This window comes from Lacisediminihabitans profunda (assembly GCF_008040105.1).
Taxonomy (GTDB): domain Bacteria; phylum Actinomycetota; class Actinomycetes; order Actinomycetales; family Microbacteriaceae; genus Lacisediminihabitans; species Lacisediminihabitans profunda.
Genome location: NZ_VRMG01000007.1, coordinates 196,915 through 213,136, shown reverse-complemented (window position 1 = coordinate 213,136; position 16,222 = coordinate 196,915). Strand labels below are relative to the sequence as shown.

Annotated in this window: 12 protein-coding genes; 9 read left to right on the top strand and 3 right to left on the bottom strand. The window is 66.8% G+C overall.

Translation table 11 applies throughout. The features are described 5' to 3' along the window. Positions 1-72 precede the first annotated feature (72 nt). Entirely contained in the window at positions 73-852 is a 780-nt protein-coding gene (locus FVP33_RS10490; protein ID WP_147783596.1) for a class II glutamine amidotransferase, read from the bottom strand. 114 nt (positions 853-966) lie between these two features. Then, positions 967-2,415 (bottom strand): GMC oxidoreductase, encoded by a 1,449-nt coding sequence (locus tag FVP33_RS10485; RefSeq protein WP_187270667.1) that lies wholly within the window; start codon positions 2,413-2,415, stop codon positions 967-969. Between the two features lie 272 nt (positions 2,416-2,687). Here FVP33_RS10485 and FVP33_RS10480 point away from each other — a divergent pair, with 272 nt between their 5' ends. The 9 genes from FVP33_RS10480 to FVP33_RS10440 all read left to right on the top strand — a co-directional run bounded on the left by FVP33_RS10480 (position 2,688) and on the right by FVP33_RS10440 (position 14,710). After that, positions 2,688-4,157, top strand: coding sequence for an aromatic ring-hydroxylating oxygenase subunit alpha (locus tag FVP33_RS10480; RefSeq protein ID WP_222706690.1), 1,470 nt, complete (start codon positions 2,688-2,690; stop codon positions 4,155-4,157). A gap of 52 nt (positions 4,158-4,209) precedes the next feature. Beyond that, positions 4,210-5,673 (top strand): glutamine synthetase family protein, encoded by a 1,464-nt coding sequence (locus tag FVP33_RS10475; RefSeq protein ID WP_222706689.1) that lies wholly within the window; start codon positions 4,210-4,212, stop codon positions 5,671-5,673. A 166-nt stretch (positions 5,674-5,839) separates the two neighbouring features. Then, on the top strand, positions 5,840-6,556 hold the full coding sequence (locus FVP33_RS10470) for a GntR family transcriptional regulator (RefSeq protein ID WP_147783593.1): 717 nt from the start codon (positions 5,840-5,842) through the stop codon (positions 6,554-6,556). A 111-nt stretch (positions 6,557-6,667) separates the two neighbouring features. Continuing rightward, the gene (locus FVP33_RS10465) at positions 6,668-8,113 is read left to right on the top strand and encodes an aldehyde dehydrogenase family protein (protein WP_147783592.1); all 1,446 of its coding nucleotides are present in this window, start codon (positions 6,668-6,670) and stop codon (positions 8,111-8,113) included. Between the two features lie 92 nt (positions 8,114-8,205). Next, positions 8,206-9,333 (top strand): aminotransferase class V-fold PLP-dependent enzyme, encoded by a 1,128-nt coding sequence (locus FVP33_RS10460; protein ID WP_187270666.1) that lies wholly within the window; start codon positions 8,206-8,208, stop codon positions 9,331-9,333. After that, positions 9,330-10,451 carry an FAD-dependent oxidoreductase gene (locus FVP33_RS10455; protein WP_147783590.1) on the top strand — a complete coding sequence of 374 codons (1,122 nt, stop codon included), beginning with the start codon at positions 9,330-9,332 and terminating at the stop codon, positions 10,449-10,451. The genes FVP33_RS10460 and FVP33_RS10455 overlap by 4 nt, the downstream gene beginning before the upstream one ends. Positions 10,452-10,491: 40 nt before the next feature. Further along, a complete protein-coding gene (locus FVP33_RS10450; protein ID WP_222706688.1) occupies positions 10,492-11,163 on the top strand; it encodes a cyclase family protein in 672 nt (223 codons plus the stop codon). Then, a complete protein-coding gene (locus FVP33_RS10445; RefSeq protein WP_222706687.1) occupies positions 11,160-12,749 on the top strand; it encodes a gamma-glutamyltransferase in 1,590 nt (529 codons plus the stop codon). The genes FVP33_RS10450 and FVP33_RS10445 overlap by 4 nt, the downstream gene beginning before the upstream one ends. Continuing rightward, on the top strand, positions 12,746-14,710 hold the full coding sequence (locus FVP33_RS10440; protein WP_147783589.1) for a primary-amine oxidase: 1,965 nt from the start codon (positions 12,746-12,748) through the stop codon (positions 14,708-14,710). The genes FVP33_RS10445 and FVP33_RS10440 overlap by 4 nt, the downstream gene beginning before the upstream one ends. A gap of 21 nt (positions 14,711-14,731) precedes the next feature. On the opposite strand, the gene FVP33_RS10435 is transcribed toward FVP33_RS10440, so the two are convergent. After that, positions 14,732-16,204, bottom strand: coding sequence for an amidohydrolase family protein (locus tag FVP33_RS10435; RefSeq protein WP_187270665.1), 1,473 nt, complete (start codon positions 16,202-16,204; stop codon positions 14,732-14,734). Between the last annotated feature and the right edge of the window lie 18 nt (positions 16,205-16,222).

Below are 16,222 nucleotides of genomic sequence, written 5' to 3'. Positions count from 1 at the left end.
GCCTGACAAGACCCAAGAATTGGGATTCACTCATCCAGACAGCACAGTGAGGGAGCCGTTCCGGCGGCTGAATCACAGCGCGAGGTGTATCACAGCCGCTGCGGTGATGAGACTGATCGAGTCTGCCGGCAGGTCCGTCCAACCGTCCTGTTCGACACCGGTCGTCGACACCACGTGTGCCCCAGACTCGGTCGAGGTGTAGCGCAGAATGTTGTAGTCGCTGCCGTGCCCTGGCGGAAGTCGGGTCGGATCGGCTTCCCGCGCGGCGAAGGCGGCAAGGGGAGCGGACGCCGTTCCCGCCGAATGCACGACGATGAGCCCGTGCTTCGTGAGCAGCAACGCATTCAGACAGGACGCGGGGTACTGCGCTCGCAGGCGCGTCACGGCACGTGCGACGTCGCTCAGGCCCGGGTCGCCGGTGGGTTGTCCTTGCAGCTCGCTTCTCAGGACCGCGAAATACACCTCGCTGTCCGTCGTCCCGCGCAGGTGCAATCGGTCTTCGACGGAGAGCATCTCGAGTGCACGATCGCGAGGGGCCATGAGCCCGTTGTGCTGGAAGGCCAGTCGATCGCGCAAGAAGGGCTGAGTGTTTTCCGGAGTAGGTGGCGAACCCCTGCTCGCGAAGCGCAGGTAGATCGTTCGCGCGCGAGCCGGCGGGTCAACGTGAGGCGCGAGTTCGGCGGGCGACGCCTGTGATCGGCCCCCTGTGACGCCCACATCGCCGGAGGCATCGAGAGTCGCCACTCCCCATCCGTCCGCGTGCAGGTGAGCGAGGGCGGTGAATTGGGCGAGCGTGTCCGTTCCGATCGCCTCCGACGTGCGATGTGCTCGTGGGGCGACATAGCCCAGCATCCGTGACAGTTGAACCCTCCTTTCCGGAACATGAAACACATGACATTGATATTTCGGCACATCCAGCTGGAGACGAGCGTCACCGTGTGCGTGTGCCGAGAACCCGGCCGGTGATCACCTCAGTTCGGCGGCAAGGTGGTCGGCGTTACGCCAGGTCAGTGCCTCGATCGTCTCGAGCGGACCGCGGCCGCCCGTCGTCGGGAACGTCGACGATCCGACCACGACAAGGCCCGGCACGTCGTGGAAGCGACCATATGAGTCCACGGCCGAGGTCCGTGGGTCAATTCCCATTCGCACGCCACCGTACAGGTGGGTTCCCAGCGGCTGGGGCGCCAGCGGTGGCATCCACGTACAGCGCGCACCTGCGGCGTCAAGCCATTCCGTCATCCGGGCGGCGAGGAATTCCCACCGGCGCACATCGTCCGGGGCGAGCGAAAAGGTCACACGCGCAACCGGTCGGCCAGTGACGTCGCGGTGGGTGGGGTCGAGGTCGATAGCGTTCTGGCGACGGGGAAGCTGGTCGGGTTGCGCCCACACCGTGCCGATCGAGGCCTGGTGGGCGCGGACCCAATCCAGCGCGTCTGCCCCCCTCGTGGCCTCCACACCCAGCCCGACGGCCGCGTCGGCGAGGCGTTCCGGTGGCCAGGTCCCGGTCATGGCCGCTTGAAGGATCGACCCGCCGAGAAAGCCAACACCCGTGTGGTCGAACCGGTCGCCCTCGAACGCGTCCACTGCGACAGCGGTCGCGGGCCCGGCGTGCCGACGCCCCAGGTCTTGCCCATCGAAGTCGCCGTGGACGACGAAGGCGTTGTGCGACATGAACCATCGACCGACGACATCTGCTCCGGTGATGCCCGAAAGCAGCAGCAGACGCACCGTCGGGATGACCGATGCGGCCACCACGACCACACCGCAGTTCAAGGATCGCTGGCTCCCGTCGGCGTCAACGAGGACCACGCCAGTGACCTCGCCTGTCGAACCTCGCAGGATCTCGGTGACGCTTGCCCGAACGATGTGCACGCCGCGGCCGTCGAGCAGGAACGAGGCGTCTGTCTGGGCTGCGGCTGGGGCGGGGAAGGGGCTCCAGCCCAGCGTCGCTGCGGCCCGGTTCATGCGCTCGGTCCACACCGTCGCGGGGCGTGGGCCGACCGCTGTGGCATGCTCGACCACGTCGTACCAGCGGGCAAGCTCCTCAAGCTCGATGGGCCAATCGGTGAGGTCGGCGTCGGAGGGAAGTGCCCCATAGCGCGAGAGCGTAGCGCTGCGGGTGCGCAGCGACCACGCGTCAAGTCGGTACGCCTGGGGCGCAGCGAGCCGTTTCGAGCCGCCCACGCCGTCGAGCCCGGCCTGAGCCGTCGCCTGCGCGATCGCCTCCTCGACGGCAGTCGATCGGAGCGTCGGCGGGGGCGACACGAGTGGAGCGCGGAGGTGGTCCCGTGCATCGGCCTGGATGGCGGTGACGGACAGCCCGCCGTCTGCGAGCACCGCAGCGGCGATGATCCCGGCCGGTCCCAACCCCACAACGACCACATCCGTCACGATCGGGTCCCCTCCCGAGTTCACTAATGAGGATTTTGTGTCCCGTAATATTGGAATTGTATCCATAGTTGTGCGCCTCGCCTCCACCGCTCGCCGTCGCAGCCCGTCCTTCACAGAGGCGACTCGCCGACCACCGGAGGGCTTGGGGGGCGGCTACGCCGGGGCGTGGCGGGTACTCGGAGTGTTCCGCCCTAGCCCTTCCCCGCGGTGAAGGTGGCTCGGCTTCCAGGGCACGAGGCCGGAACGACCCACTGGGAATGGCTGCGCTGGGTGATGGAAGGAAGCTGTAACTGTGAGTGGGAGCCCGCGGCCGACGTTGCCGGGCGGGATGCCGGGTTTCGCGTTTGCGCTGGCGTCCGTCGCCCGCAGGTGCCATTATTGGATACAATAAACACTTGATCGGATCCGAACGATGGGACACTGGCGTGCTGAAGCGTGAAGATAATGAGAAACTCACTCAGAGCGGGCCGGGTACCCCTCTCGGCCAATTGCTGCGGTCATACTGGCAACCGGTAGCACTCGTCTCGGAGATGCCGGAGGAACGTCCGGTCAAGCAAGTACGCATCATGAGCGAAGACCTCGTGCTCTTCAAGCGCGAGGAGACGGGCGGCTGGGCCTTGATCAGCCGATTCTGCGCGCATCGCGGTGTCGACCTCTCCTTCGGCCGCCTCGAGGATGGTGGCCTCCGGTGCCTGTACCACGGTTGGCTCTACGGCGCCGACGGGCGCTGCATTGATCAGCCAGCCGAGCCGGACCACAGCAAGTTCCTCGGCAAGATAAAGATCTCGAACTACGCCTGCGAGGAGCGAAACGGGATAATCTTCGCCTACCTCGGCGCCGGGGATCCGCCGCCGTTTCCCGACTACGACTGCTTCGTCGCGCCCGAGGAATACACCTTCGCGTTCAAGGGGCGCTGGGACTGCAACTGGCTGCAGGGCCTCGAGGGCGGTATCGACCCGAGTCATGTCTCGTTCCTGCACCGCTTCATCCAGGAGGATCCGCGCGAGGTCTACGGCCAGCAATTCAGCGAAGAGGTGGAAGGCACCGGCAAGAAGCTGTCAATCCTCGTGGGCGAGAACTTCCGGCCAGACATCGAAGTTGAGAGCGCCGAGCACGGCCTCCGGGTTTTCGCAATCAGGCAACTGACCGACGAGGTCAAGCACGTCCGAATCACGAACCTGATGTTCCCCAACGCTTTCGTCGTTCCGTTCGGCAACTCGAAGGTATTCGTGCAGTGGCACGTTCCCGTGGACGATGAACACCACTACTGGTTCATGATCCTGTATGACTTCCAGGACAAGACCGACAAGGAGACCCTCCTTGCCCAGCGCCTCTCGGAGGTCAGCCTGCCCGAGTACCGGCCATTGCGCAATCGCGACAACAACTGGGGGTTCGACGCGACCGAGCAGAAGGAACTCACCTACACCGGGATGGGGCTGGACATCAATGTGCACGACCAGTGGGCCGTCGAGAGCATGGGCCCGATCCAGGATCGAACGGTCGAGCGCCTCGGTGTCTCCGACCGGGCAGTCACCGCAAACCGCCGCCTTCTCCTCAAGTCGATCGATGCCTTCGCGACCGGATCGTCGCTTCCGTCCCAGCCGATCGACCGCGAGGAGGCGAGCAAGCTGACCGGTCCCCTCGCGGTCGATACCATCGCGCCTTCCGAGGGCTGGCAGCAGCGGTGGCGCGAGCGGGAACTCGAACGCCGGGAGCAGTCGCCTTGGGCCGCCTCCGCACCCGCGAAAGCCGATGCCGATGCGTAACACCGACGAGCGGACCGTTGCCGAAGGCGGCGGCGGGACCAGTGCTCGTCCAATGCTGGAGGCTGAACGCGGCGGGTTCATCGACCGGCACGATCTGTGGACGGAATCCCAGTACGCCAGCGCGGCGCAGATGCGCCGGGTGATGGACGAGGTCGGCATCGAGATGGTGCGATTCTGCTTCGTCGACCAGCACGGCGTGATCCGTGGCAAGACTCTCACTCGGGCATCGGTCGCCGCAGCGCTCCGCTCCGGGGTGACGGCACCGTCGTCCCTCCTTCTCAAGGACAGCGCGGGCAAGTCGGTGTACGCGGTATTCGAGAGCGACACGGTCAGCAACGTCGACGGTTTCTCGGGCGCCGGCGACATCGTAATGGTGCCGGATCCTGGGACGTTTCGGGTGCTTCCGTGGTCGAGGCGCACGGGCATGGTCCTCTGCGACGTTCGCTTCCCCAACGGCGCCGAGGTGCCGTTCTGCACCAGGTCCATTCTCCGCCGCGAGGTGAAGAAGCTCGCGGAGCGTGATCTCGCCCTCACCGTCGGAGCCGAACTCGAATTCCATGTCTTCCGGCTTGCGGATTCCCTGCTCGCGGATTCTCGGGTGGGTCGACCGGGGCAGCCCGGCCTCCCTGTCGCCGTCCATCCCACAACGAGCGGTTCCCAGTTGCTGCACGACGAGTCGCTCGACACTCTCGACGAACTGGTTCAGGAGCTGTACTCGGGCCTCACCCTGATGGACCTGCCGCTCCGCTCGATCGAGCTGGAGTTCGGTCCGAATCAGCTCGAGATCACGATGGAGGCGGGAGACGCTTCAGCCGTGGCCGACGCCGTGGTCTTTGCTCGCACCGCCATCCGCCAAATCTGCCGCCGACTCGGCTATCACGCCACCTTCATGTCGCGCCCCGTCGGGGCCGAGACGGCGTCGACCGGCTGGCACCTGCACCAATCGATGAGACGACTGTCGAGCGGCGAGAATGTCTTCGTTCCGTGCGCCGGCGACGCCGCGCTCTCGCCCGTCGGAATGCATTATCTCGCGGGGCTCCTCGCCCATGCCGCGGCATCCGCGTCGTTTGCCACGCCGACCGTGAACGGGTACAAGCGGTACCAGCCGTACTCGCTCGCCCCGGACCGGGTGCTCTGGGGCATCGATAACAAGGGCGCGATGGTGCGGGCGGTGTGTGCGGTCGGGGACCCGGCATCGCGCCTGGAGAACAGGTCCGGTGAGCCGGGCGCGAATCCCTACCTCTACATCGCGTCGCAGATCGTCAGCGGCCTCGACGGGATCGATCGCCAACTCGAGGCGGGTCCACCGACCGAGAATCCGTACCAGGACGACGCCGAACGTCTCCCCTCGACCCTCGGCGAGGCACTGGGGGCGCTCGAGCTCGATCCGGTCTTCGGTGAGGCCTTCGGCGACCGGGTCATCGAGTGGTACCTCAAGATCAAGCGGTCCGAGTATGCCCGGTACCTCGCGCACGTCTCGGACTGGGAGCAACGGGAGTACTTCGGGATGCTGTGACCCGACACGATTTCCGGCCGTCCCGACGCACACGCCATCCATCCGGTGCATAATGGGATCCAATTACTTGCAGTGTGCACCTGTTTCTAGAAATTGAATACTTCGAGGTGCAGACTGTACGGTGGAGTCGAACATTTTTCATTTGTCTTGACGCGGAGGCGCTTCAATGAGCACCCTTGATACTTCTGGAAATGCCCTGGTTGATGACATCACGGCGCGGATCCGGGCCATGATCATGTCGGGCGAGATCCCGATCGGCGCACAGTTGCGGCAGGCGGAACTCGCGAGCCAGTTCAACATCAGCCGTACCCCCATCCGAGAGGCGCTGCGCCAACTGCAGAGCGGCGGGCTCATCGAGGTCGTGCCGAATCGCGGTGCGATCGTGCGTGTCCCTATCCCGTGGGAGGTTCGGGAGGCCTACGAGGTTCGCGCCGAACTCGAGGCGCTCGCGACCGAGCGTGCCGTCTCAAGGATCAGCCGGGAGACCATCGCGAGTCTGCGTGAGGCCAACGCGAGGATGTGGGAACACTCCCGCGCGCTGGCCGACGCGACTGCGAGGGGGGAATCGCCGGTCGCCGAGGGCGAGGGCAACGACGCATTCCACGAGTTGATTCTGGCCACCTCTGGCAATGCGCGGCTTGCGCGGGCCATCAGCGAGATCAACGAGGCCTTTCCCCGTAACGTCTCGTCGCTCGTGCTCATGGACGACCCACGGCACCGCGAAGACAACTATCAGGAGCACGAGCGAATCATTGACGCTCTTGAAGCCGGGGACGCCAAGACTGCGCGCGCGGAGATGAGTGCACACGTGCTTAACGCGGGAGAACACCTGGCGCACTGGTACGAACGGCGGTCGAGGACCATCCTCCTGGACAAGCGCTGACAGGTTCTCGGGAGCGGATCTGAAGATTGGATCCACAAATGGTCGTATCGGATCCGAAAAGTGGGTATTCTCGAACCAGAAGATCACTGGACGAGAGAAGCGGATCTGCGAATGCCACAGGTTACCGAGCACGACGTCATCCCGATGCTTATCGGCGCCGATTGGACAGTCGGCGCTGGCTCGGAGAAAATCACGGTCATCGACCCGGCCACCGGCGAAAGCTTCGGGCGGGTTCCGCAGGCGACAGACAGTGAAGTTTTCGCCGCCGTTGAATCCGCCTATGCCGCTCACCGCGACCGTCGGTGGTCTGGCCTCTCGCCTGCCGCACGGCGCGATGTCCTGATCAGGCTCGCCCAGCTCATCGACGATGACAAGGCGGAGATCGCCGCGCTCGAGACGAAGGACATGGGCAAGCCGATCGAGAGGTCCCTCGGCGACATCGCGCTGGCCATCGACGGCATTCGCTATTACTCGGGCGCCCCGCAGCGGCTGCGCGGTCAGTCCCAGCCGACCGGTGATGGAACCGTCATCTACGGCCGCCGCGAACCGGTCGGCGTGGCTGCCCTGATTCTGCCCTGGAATTTTCCCTTCATGACGGCCGCGTGGAAGCTGGCCGCCGCGCTGGCCGCGGGGTGCACGGTGGTGATGAAGCCAGCGGAGCAGACTCCGATGACCACCCTCCGCCTCGCCGCACTCGCCCTCGAAGCCGGCGTACCGGAGGGGGTGATCAACGTCGTCACCGGCGACGGTCGAACCGGTGCCGCGCTCGTCGCCCACCCTCGCGTCGCGGCAGTCTCATTCACCGGATCCACGGAGGTCGGGAGAAAGATCATGATCTCGGCCGCTGCGACGCTGAAGAAGCTCACCCTTGAACTGGGCGGCAAGAACGCGAACATCGTCTTCGATGACGCCGACCTCGATGCCGCCGTCACCATGGCGATCCGCGCCTCCTTCGGCCACTCGGGCCAGATGTGCACGGCCGGAAGCAGGCTCTTCGTTCAGGAGACCGTTCGAGAAGAGTTCACCGCTCGGCTCCTCGAGGCCGTGTCGAGAGTCAAGGTGGGTGCGGGAGACGAAGGAGGGGTGACCGTCGGCCCCGTCGCCTCCGAAGAGCAATACAGCCGGATTCTCGACTACATCGACATCGGCGTCGCGGAAGGTGCGACCGTGCTGGCCGGGGGCGCGCGGGTGGACCGCCCGGGATACTTCATCGCACCGACGGTGTTCGGTGGAGTCGAGCAGTCAATGCGGATCGCCCAGGAGGAGATCTTCGGTCCGGTGGTGGGCATCCAGTCCTTCACCTCCGAGGAGGAGGTCATCGAACTCGCGAACTCGGTAGAGTACGGCCTCGCCGCGGGAGTCTGGACCAGTAACCTCGGCCGCGCCCACCGAGTCGCGGCGGCTCTCGAGACGGGCACGGTGTGGGTAAACACCTATAACGTCTTCGACGGGGCGCTGGCGTTCGGCGGAGCAAAGCAGTCCGGATTCGGGCGCGACCTCGGCGACGAGGGTCTCGAAGTCTTCACCGAACTCAAGAACGTCGTGGTCGTTCCGTGACTGGCGCCGCCGTGCGGGTTGATCCCGAGACGGAACGCGCACGCACTCCAGGTGCAGCGGTCTACCGGCATTTCAACGCGGCCGGATGTTCATTGCCGAGTTCCGAGACACTCGACACCGTCTTCCGCCACCTGATCCTCGAGGGGTCGGAGGGCGGCTACGAGGCGGCCACGGCCGCCGTCGAGCGCACGTCGGCCGTGTATTCGAGTGTCGCGAGGCTCGTCGGCGGCTCGGCCTCCGAGATCGGAATGTTCGACAGCGCGAGCAATGCGCTTCGCACCGTCATCGATTCCTGGGTTTTCGAACCGGGCTCCCATATCATCGTGTCCCGCTCGACGTATGTGAGCCACGCGCTCCATCTCATGTCGCTCGCACGGTCGCACCAGCTCACCCTGCAGGTGGTCGACGCCGGGCCGGATGGCTCCATCGATCTTGAACTCCTCAAGGCGGCCCTCAGCAGGGCGGCAGGCGCCCCCAGTCTGCTCTCTGTGGCGCACGTCCCGACCTCCTCCGGGCTCGTGGAGCCGGTGACTGCCGTGGGAGTGCTTGCCCGCGAGTACGGTGCCCTCTATCTCGTCGACGCCACCCAGTCGGTCGGGCAGATCGAGATCGACGTCGACGCGATCGGCTGCGATGTGCTCGTGGGCACTGGGCGCAAGTTCTTGCGCGGCCCGCGTGGCACCGGATTCGCGTACGTTCGATCCTCGGCGTCGGCACGACTCGCGCGCCACATCCTCGACGTGCGCGGAACGGTCTGGGATGCCGACAAGTCCTGGAGCTCGGTTCCCGGCGCCGTGCGGTTCGAGACCTGGGAGCATTCGGTGGCAGCGCGCCTCGGTCTCGGATCGGCCATCGACCAGGCCCTCGAGATCGGTGTTGACCGCATCAACGCCACCATCGATTCCCTTGCTGCGCCGCTGCGCGACGGGCTCTCGAAGATCCGCGGGGTGACGGTCACCGACCCGGCGGCCGCGGCATCCGGAATCGTCACGTTTGCGGTGGACGGCATCGATGCCAGGGACGCGGTGCTTCGACTGCGTTCCCTCGGCACTCGGCTCACTTCGGTGCCGGCCTCGCACGGGCAGTGGGATCTGGGGGCCCGCAGCATCCCCGCTGTCGTGCGCGCTTCCGTGCACGTCTACAACCGCGAGGACGAGATCGACGAGTTGCTGAGCGAGGTTCGCGAGATTGCGGCGACGACCGTGGTCCGCGGCGCATGAGGACCACGCAACTGACGCACGATGCCTCCGTCCTCATCGTCGGCCTCGGGATCCATGGCACGGCTGCCGCCCTCGAGCTCGCCAGTCGCGGAATCTCGGTGATCGGGATCGAGCGTTTCGACGCCGGGCACGCTTTCGGGTCTTCGCACGGCGCCACACGGATGACCCGCCGCGCGTATCCGTCGGAGGCTTGGAACTCCCTGGTAGAGCGGGCCTTCGCGGGCTGGGATCGCTGGGCGGAGCGAGCCGGGCGGTCCTTCATCAGCGTGACGGGAGGCCTCTACGCCGCCGCGGAACCCGGCCGCCTGCAGGGCCCGGGCTGCGTTGCCGTTGCACCAGGGCAGATGGCGACCGCCATGCCAGGCCTCCGCGCGCCCGACGGCTACTTCGCGGTCGCCGATCCGGCGGCCGGCGTCGTCGCCGCATCCGCAGCCCTCGACTTTGCCCGCACGGCGGCGAGAGCCGCCGGGGCCAGCCTCTCCTACGGCGAGGCGATGACGAGGTGGTCCGCGGACGACGGTGGAGTGACCGTCGAGACAACGTCTCGCACCATCCGAGTGGGCCGCCTCGTGCTCGCGACCGGCCCGTGGACGGGGGCCGTCGTGCCGCAGCTCGCCGGGGCCCTGGAGGTATGGCGCATCGTCACCCTCACGGCCACTCCCGGGCAGGCCGTCGCGCAGAGCCCGAGCCTCGGGACATTTTCTATAGACCGCGCGGAGGGCCTTGTGTTCGGAATCCCCGAGGTCGCCATCGATGGTATCGGCACCATCGGGCTGAAGATCGGGGTGGATGCCGGGCCGGTCTGGGATCCCAATGTGCCGAATCCGCCGCCAACCATCGCCGAGACGGCGGAGCTCGCTCGGCTCATGCGTGACCTCGTTCCCGGAATCGACACTGCGGGAAGCGAGGCGGCCGCCTGCCTCTATACGATGACGCCGGATCGCCGTTTCGTGGTCGGAGCTCTCCCCGACAAGCCGAGGGTCATCGTCGCCACCGCCTGCTCAGGCCATGGCTTCAAATTCGGACCGGCCGTGGGCGAGGCCATCGCCGATCTTTGCGGAGGCGTGGACCGACCCGACCTAGACATGTTCGCGCTCGACAGATTCGTCGCACAATAATGGATCCAATTTGCGCATGATTGGATCTAGTTTGCTAGGATTGACACACCAGACCCCGGAGGGCGCCATGACCGCTGAGCAGATCGACATCAATATCCCCATTCATGGCGACATGCTGCACTGGGGCCGCCGCCCCACCTACGAGATCGTAGAGTCCCGAGCGAATGGTGACGCCTCGGACGTCTCCCGTTGGCTGATCGGCGCCCACACCGGAACCCACATCGACGCCCCTTCCCACTTCATCGAGGGCGGAGCGAGTGTCGACAAGATCGATCTCAACTCGACCGTGGGAGTAGCCCGTGTGCTGGACCTCCGCCAAGTGGTCGCCGAGATCAGCGCCGAAGACCTGGAGAACGCCGGCCTCGGAGACGCCAAGCGTGTGCTGTTCAAGACCCGCAACTCGACCGACGCCCTCACCCGCAACGTGAAGTCGGAGACGTGGGTCGGCCTCGGGCCGGATGCCGCGCAATTGCTCGTCGACCGCGGCGTGCTCTTCGCAGGCAACGACTACATGACAATCGAAGCGCCTGCGCACGTCGTCGAGTGGCCGACCCACCACATCCTGTGCGGGGCAGGCGTCGTCATCCTGGAGAACGCGAACCTCGCGGATGTCGACTCGGGTGACTACCAGATGGTCTGCCTCCCTGTGCCGTTCGCCGGTATGGAGGCCGCGCCGGCTCCGACGGTGCTCTTCCGCCTCCCGGCCGCATGACCGGCTCGCCCGCCCCGCTGACGGTTGCGATCGCCGCACCACACCGTGCGGCGATCGACTCCGCGCGGCAGGCCGTGCTCGACGGCGGAACGGCGATTGACGCAGCCATCGCCGCCGCCGTCGCGCTCACCGTCGTCTATCCGCACCAATGCTCGCTCGGCGGTGACCTCGTCGCCTTGGTCCGGCGGGGTGGTCACACCCGGGCCGTCGTCTCGGTCGGTTCGGCACCGGCCGCGATCGATGTCGCCCGGCTCGCCACCGAGAGTCGGATGCCGCGGCAGGGGCCGGACACGGTGACCGTTCCCGGTGTCGTCGCCGGCTGGCTCGCACTGGCCGAGCTCGGAGCGGTGCTTCCTCTCGCAGCGGCCTTCGAACGCGCCGCGACACTCGCGGACGGCGGGACCGTCGTTTCTGCCGGCCTCGCCCGGGCGATCGAGGAGCGGCGAGAGAACGTGCTGGCGGACCCGGGCCTCGCCGAGATCTTCACGAGCGACGGCGAGCCCCTGACGGAAGGGATGGCGCTGCCGCAGCCCGCCCTCGCCGCGACGCTGCGCACCCTCGCTGCCGACCCGTCGGCGATGTACACGGGAGCCCCGGCCGAGGCCATTGCCGCTCGCATCGGATCTCTCGGCGGTTCTCTTTCTCCTGCCGACTTCGCAGCGCACCGGGCCGAGACCACCGACGCCGTCAGCGCCGAGATCTCGGGCACGACGTGGTTCGTGGCGCCACCGCCAACTCAGGGGCTCGTGCTCTTCGGAGTGTTGCCCGCCGCGCTGACGGAGGCCGTCTGGTCAGGGGAAGAGGCAGACTCCGACGCCACGCAACGCCTTCTCGCGGCTTTCGTCGCGGCAGCGGACTCTCGGCAGCGCAACCTCGGTGACCCACGCGGTGGCCCTATCGACGAAACGGCATTGCTCGGCGACTCGCTGGGCGAGGCGACCGGAGCGTTTCCGCGCCCGGGGCATGCGCTCGGGGACACGGTCGCCATCACCGTGCAGGACTCAGACGGCACCGTCGTCAGCCTCATTCAGAGTGTGTACCAGTGGTTCGGATCGGGGATCCTCGACCCGGCCACCGGAATCGTTCTGCACAACCGCGGCTCCGCGTTCAGTACCGACCCGCGTCATCCGGCCCGCGTCGGCGGTGGTCTACGTCCACCGCACACCCTATGTCCGCTGATCGGAGACAGTCCCGAACTGACCGTCGCGTTCGGCTGCCAGGGAGGCAGCGCCCAGCCCTGGATCCTCGCCCAAGTGGCGAGCGCCCTGATGGATCGGCACAGCGACCCGGTCGAAGTTCTCGGCCGACCACGGTGGGTGATCGGGTCGCAGGATCTCGGCCACTCCGTGCTGACGGTTGTCGCCGAACCGGGGTGCGAGGTCGCAGTCGCGGCTGGCCGCGCCCAGGGAATCGCCGTCGACCGCCGCGACGGGTTCATCGACGAGGCCGGGCACGTGCAGGTAGTGCGCCGCGTGCCGGGCAGTCTCGACTTCGACGCGGCAAGCGATCCCCGCGCGGATGGCAGCGTAGCGATCGTGCGTGTCCCCCGCGGACTCGCCGAGTTCACACCCCAAGGAGAATCATGAATAGTCACGTGCCGATCGAGCGGCTGGATGCACCTGCCTCCAGAACACGGCATGCTCTGGACCCGCTCACCCCTGCCGAGATCGAGAGTGTCATCGCGCTCGTCCGTGCGGACGGGCGAATTGGTGTGACTCCGAGATTCTGGGGGATCGCCCTCGACGAAGACGTCGCCCGCCATCTGCCGGCCGACGCGTCACGACCGGTTCGCCTGGTGGTGATGAACCCCCTTGCACACGCGGCGTGGGAGGTCACAGGCTGGACGGCGACGGCGGCCGACGCGGCGAGGCTGCACTCGTGGACTCCCGTGGATGCCAAGCGGCCGGGAGTCTCGTCCGAGGAGGCACGAGCGGTCGGGCGGGCGGTGCGAGCCGATGCCGGAGTTCTCGCCGCGCTCGCTGCCCGCGGCATCACGGATGCCGCCCAGGTCTGGGTCGATCCCGAATCGATCACCGGCTTCGAGCCGGAGGGGCTCACCGAACGACGTCTATCTTGGGCGACCCTCTGGTACGTCGAGAATCCGGAAGACAACGGTTATTCGCGACCGATCCCCGGGCTCGTCCCGATCGTCGACCTCGAGACCCTCGAGGTCGTGAAGATCGAGGACCACGGCGTCACGCCGATCCCTCCCGAGATCGGCAACTACGGCTCGGGTGCGTGGGGGCCGGATCGCGAAGTGTCCGCTCTCGACATCGTCCAGCCGAACGGTCCAGGGTTCGAGATCGACGGCCACCGGGTCAGTTGGCAGAACTGGACCTTCCGCATCGGGTTCACGCACCGCGAGGGCTTGGTACTCCATGACATCGCCTACACTGACGCGGGCAAGACACGCTCAGTTCTTCGCCGCGCGTCAATCAACGAGATGTACGTGCCCTATCTCGACCCCGACCCGACCGCCTACCGAAAGAACTTCTTCGACTGGGGCGAATATGGCGCCGGACCGCTCACCTCGTCGCTGGAACTCGGCTGCGACTGCCTCGGCGAGATCCGCTACTTCGACGCGCACGCCCTCAACGGCGACGGCGAGGTCTTCACGATCAAGAACGCCATCTGCCTGCACGAGGAGGATGACAGCGTTCTTTGGCGCCACGTCAACGGACGCACCAGAAACTCGGAGGTCCGCCGTTCCCGCAAGCTCGTGATCTCAGCCTTCGCCACCGTCGCGAACTACGACTACGGCTTCTACTGGACCCTCCACCAGGACGGTGCCGTCGAACTCGAGGTGAAGCTCACCGGCATCCTCTCGGTCTCCGGCATCGACGACGGGCACACGGCCCATCATGGGCGGATGGTCGCCCCCAACGTGCAAGCGCCCATCCATCAGCACTACTTCGGGGTACGGCTCGACACCGCAATCGACGGTGAGATCAATCGTCTCGTGGAGGTATACGCCGAATCAGAGCCCGATGACTCTCTCAACCCCTGGGGCAACGCGTGTCGGATGGTCGAGACCCCGATCCTCGACGAGGCGAATGGTGGGCGACGCGCTGATCCGTCTCGCGCCCTGCATTGGCGAGTGGAGAGCGAATCCACCGACAACCGTTTCGGAGACCGCACGGCGTACCGCCTGTCGATCGGCGACACGACAAACCTCTTCGTGAAGCCGGGAAGCATCGTCGAGCGAAAGGCGCCTTTCGTGGCCAAGCACCTCTGGGCGACGCCCTACGACCCCGCCGAGCGATTCATCGCCGGTGAATTCCCGAACCAGGCGCCGCTCGAGGCGGAGGGGGTGACCGCGTGGCAGGCGGCCAACAGGTCGCTCGATGGGGCGAAGCTCGTGCTGTGGCCCGTGCTCGGCGTTCACCACTACCCGCGACCGGAGGAGTGGCCGATAATGCCGGTGGCCAGGATCGGGCTGCGGCTCGAACCGGACGGATTCTTCGACCGCAATCCCTCTCTCGACGTGCCAGCCGGGGTCCCAGTTTCGCACTGCGCGCACCACGGTGACGGGAAGTGCGACTGCTGATGCGTCGCGGGTAGCCGGATATCAGGGGCCGGCGAGCAGGCGCATGGCAGTGCCGCTCGCCAGCTCCTCGATGTGGGCTAGCTCGAGCTCGAGAATGTCGGCCGGCGCCCCGATCACCAAGCGACCGGTGGGTGAGCCGATCAGCCGCGCGGCGTCTGCAGTGAAGAGCCGCAGAGCCCGCTCGGCCCCGATGAGCGGCACAAGCTCGGCGATGTATGGCAGCGGATCATGGTCGGGACCCGGGGCGTCCGAGCCCCCTCCGACGAGAGCTCCCGAGTCGAGCCAGCGGCGGACATCGCCGAGGCCGTCGGCTGCCACTCGACCGATTCGCCGCTTGACGGCACCGCGAACCGCGCGATGCAGAGCGGGCTGAATCGCCGCTGCTATGCCGAGTCCAGCCGCGCGACGCATCACGGCGTCATCCTGCTCGAGATAGGCATGGATGAGGTGCAGCTGTCCCAGCGGCCACGTGTCGGAGACGAAGGCAGCGGTCTGCACCAACAGTTCGACCGCTCGCGGACCCACCGCGTGAACGGCGAGGGGCTGCCCGGTCGACTTCGACCACTCGAGGTACTCGATAAGGGTCTCCGTCTCGGTCGACTGTATGCCGGCCAACTCCGTGGACGGCCAGGGTTCGTGGCGGAGCGCGGTCCCGAGCGAGCCCCCGCCATCGAGAAAGAGCTTCACCGCTCCGAGTCGCAGAGTCCGCGGATCGCAGGCGGCGATTCCGGTGGACTCTGCGTCCGCGTGGAGCCGTCGTGGATCGATTCCATTACCGCCGAGCGGGAACAGCACGGAGCGCACGGAGAGCCCGTCGGCGGCGGCGGCGACGTACGCGGCTATTTCTACGGGGCTGAGTGCCGGATCCGCCGCCGTCGTCGTGCCGACCGATCGAAGGGCCTGGTGCGCTTCGCGGATCCACCGTCTCAGGCTTGCCTCCCCGGGAGGAGGAACCACACGCTCGACAATGGCCACGGCAGCACGTTCGATCAGAAGGCCGGTCGGCCGTCCGGTCGAGTCACGCTCGATCCGCCCGTCGGTCGGATCGCCGACCGCGGTGGCGTTCTCGCTACGGTCGAGAGCCCCTGCCGCCGCGAGCGCCGCGCGGTTGGCGAGCGCATCGTGGGATCGGCGGTCGAGCAGCAGTGGATGCCCGAGGGCGGCTTCATCGAGTTCGTCGATGGTCGGCAGGCGTCCCTCAGCGAGCTCGGCACCGTCTATCTCAGCATCACCGAGGAGCCATTCCCCCGGGGCAAGGGATTGCGCCGCCGCGCGCAGGCGGGCGAGGGCGTGCGGAATGTCAGGACTGCCGCGGAGGGTGACGCGACTTCTGGCCCTGCCGAGCCAAAGAGCGTGAATGTGGCTGTCGACAAAGGCGGGGACAACCAGGCCGGCCTCGATGATGGGCGTGCCGCTCGGCGAGGCCGCGCGCACGTCGGCGAGCGTGCCGACCTGTGCGACGGTCCCGCCGGCGATGCCGATCGCCTCGACCACACCCGCGTCACCGAGGGT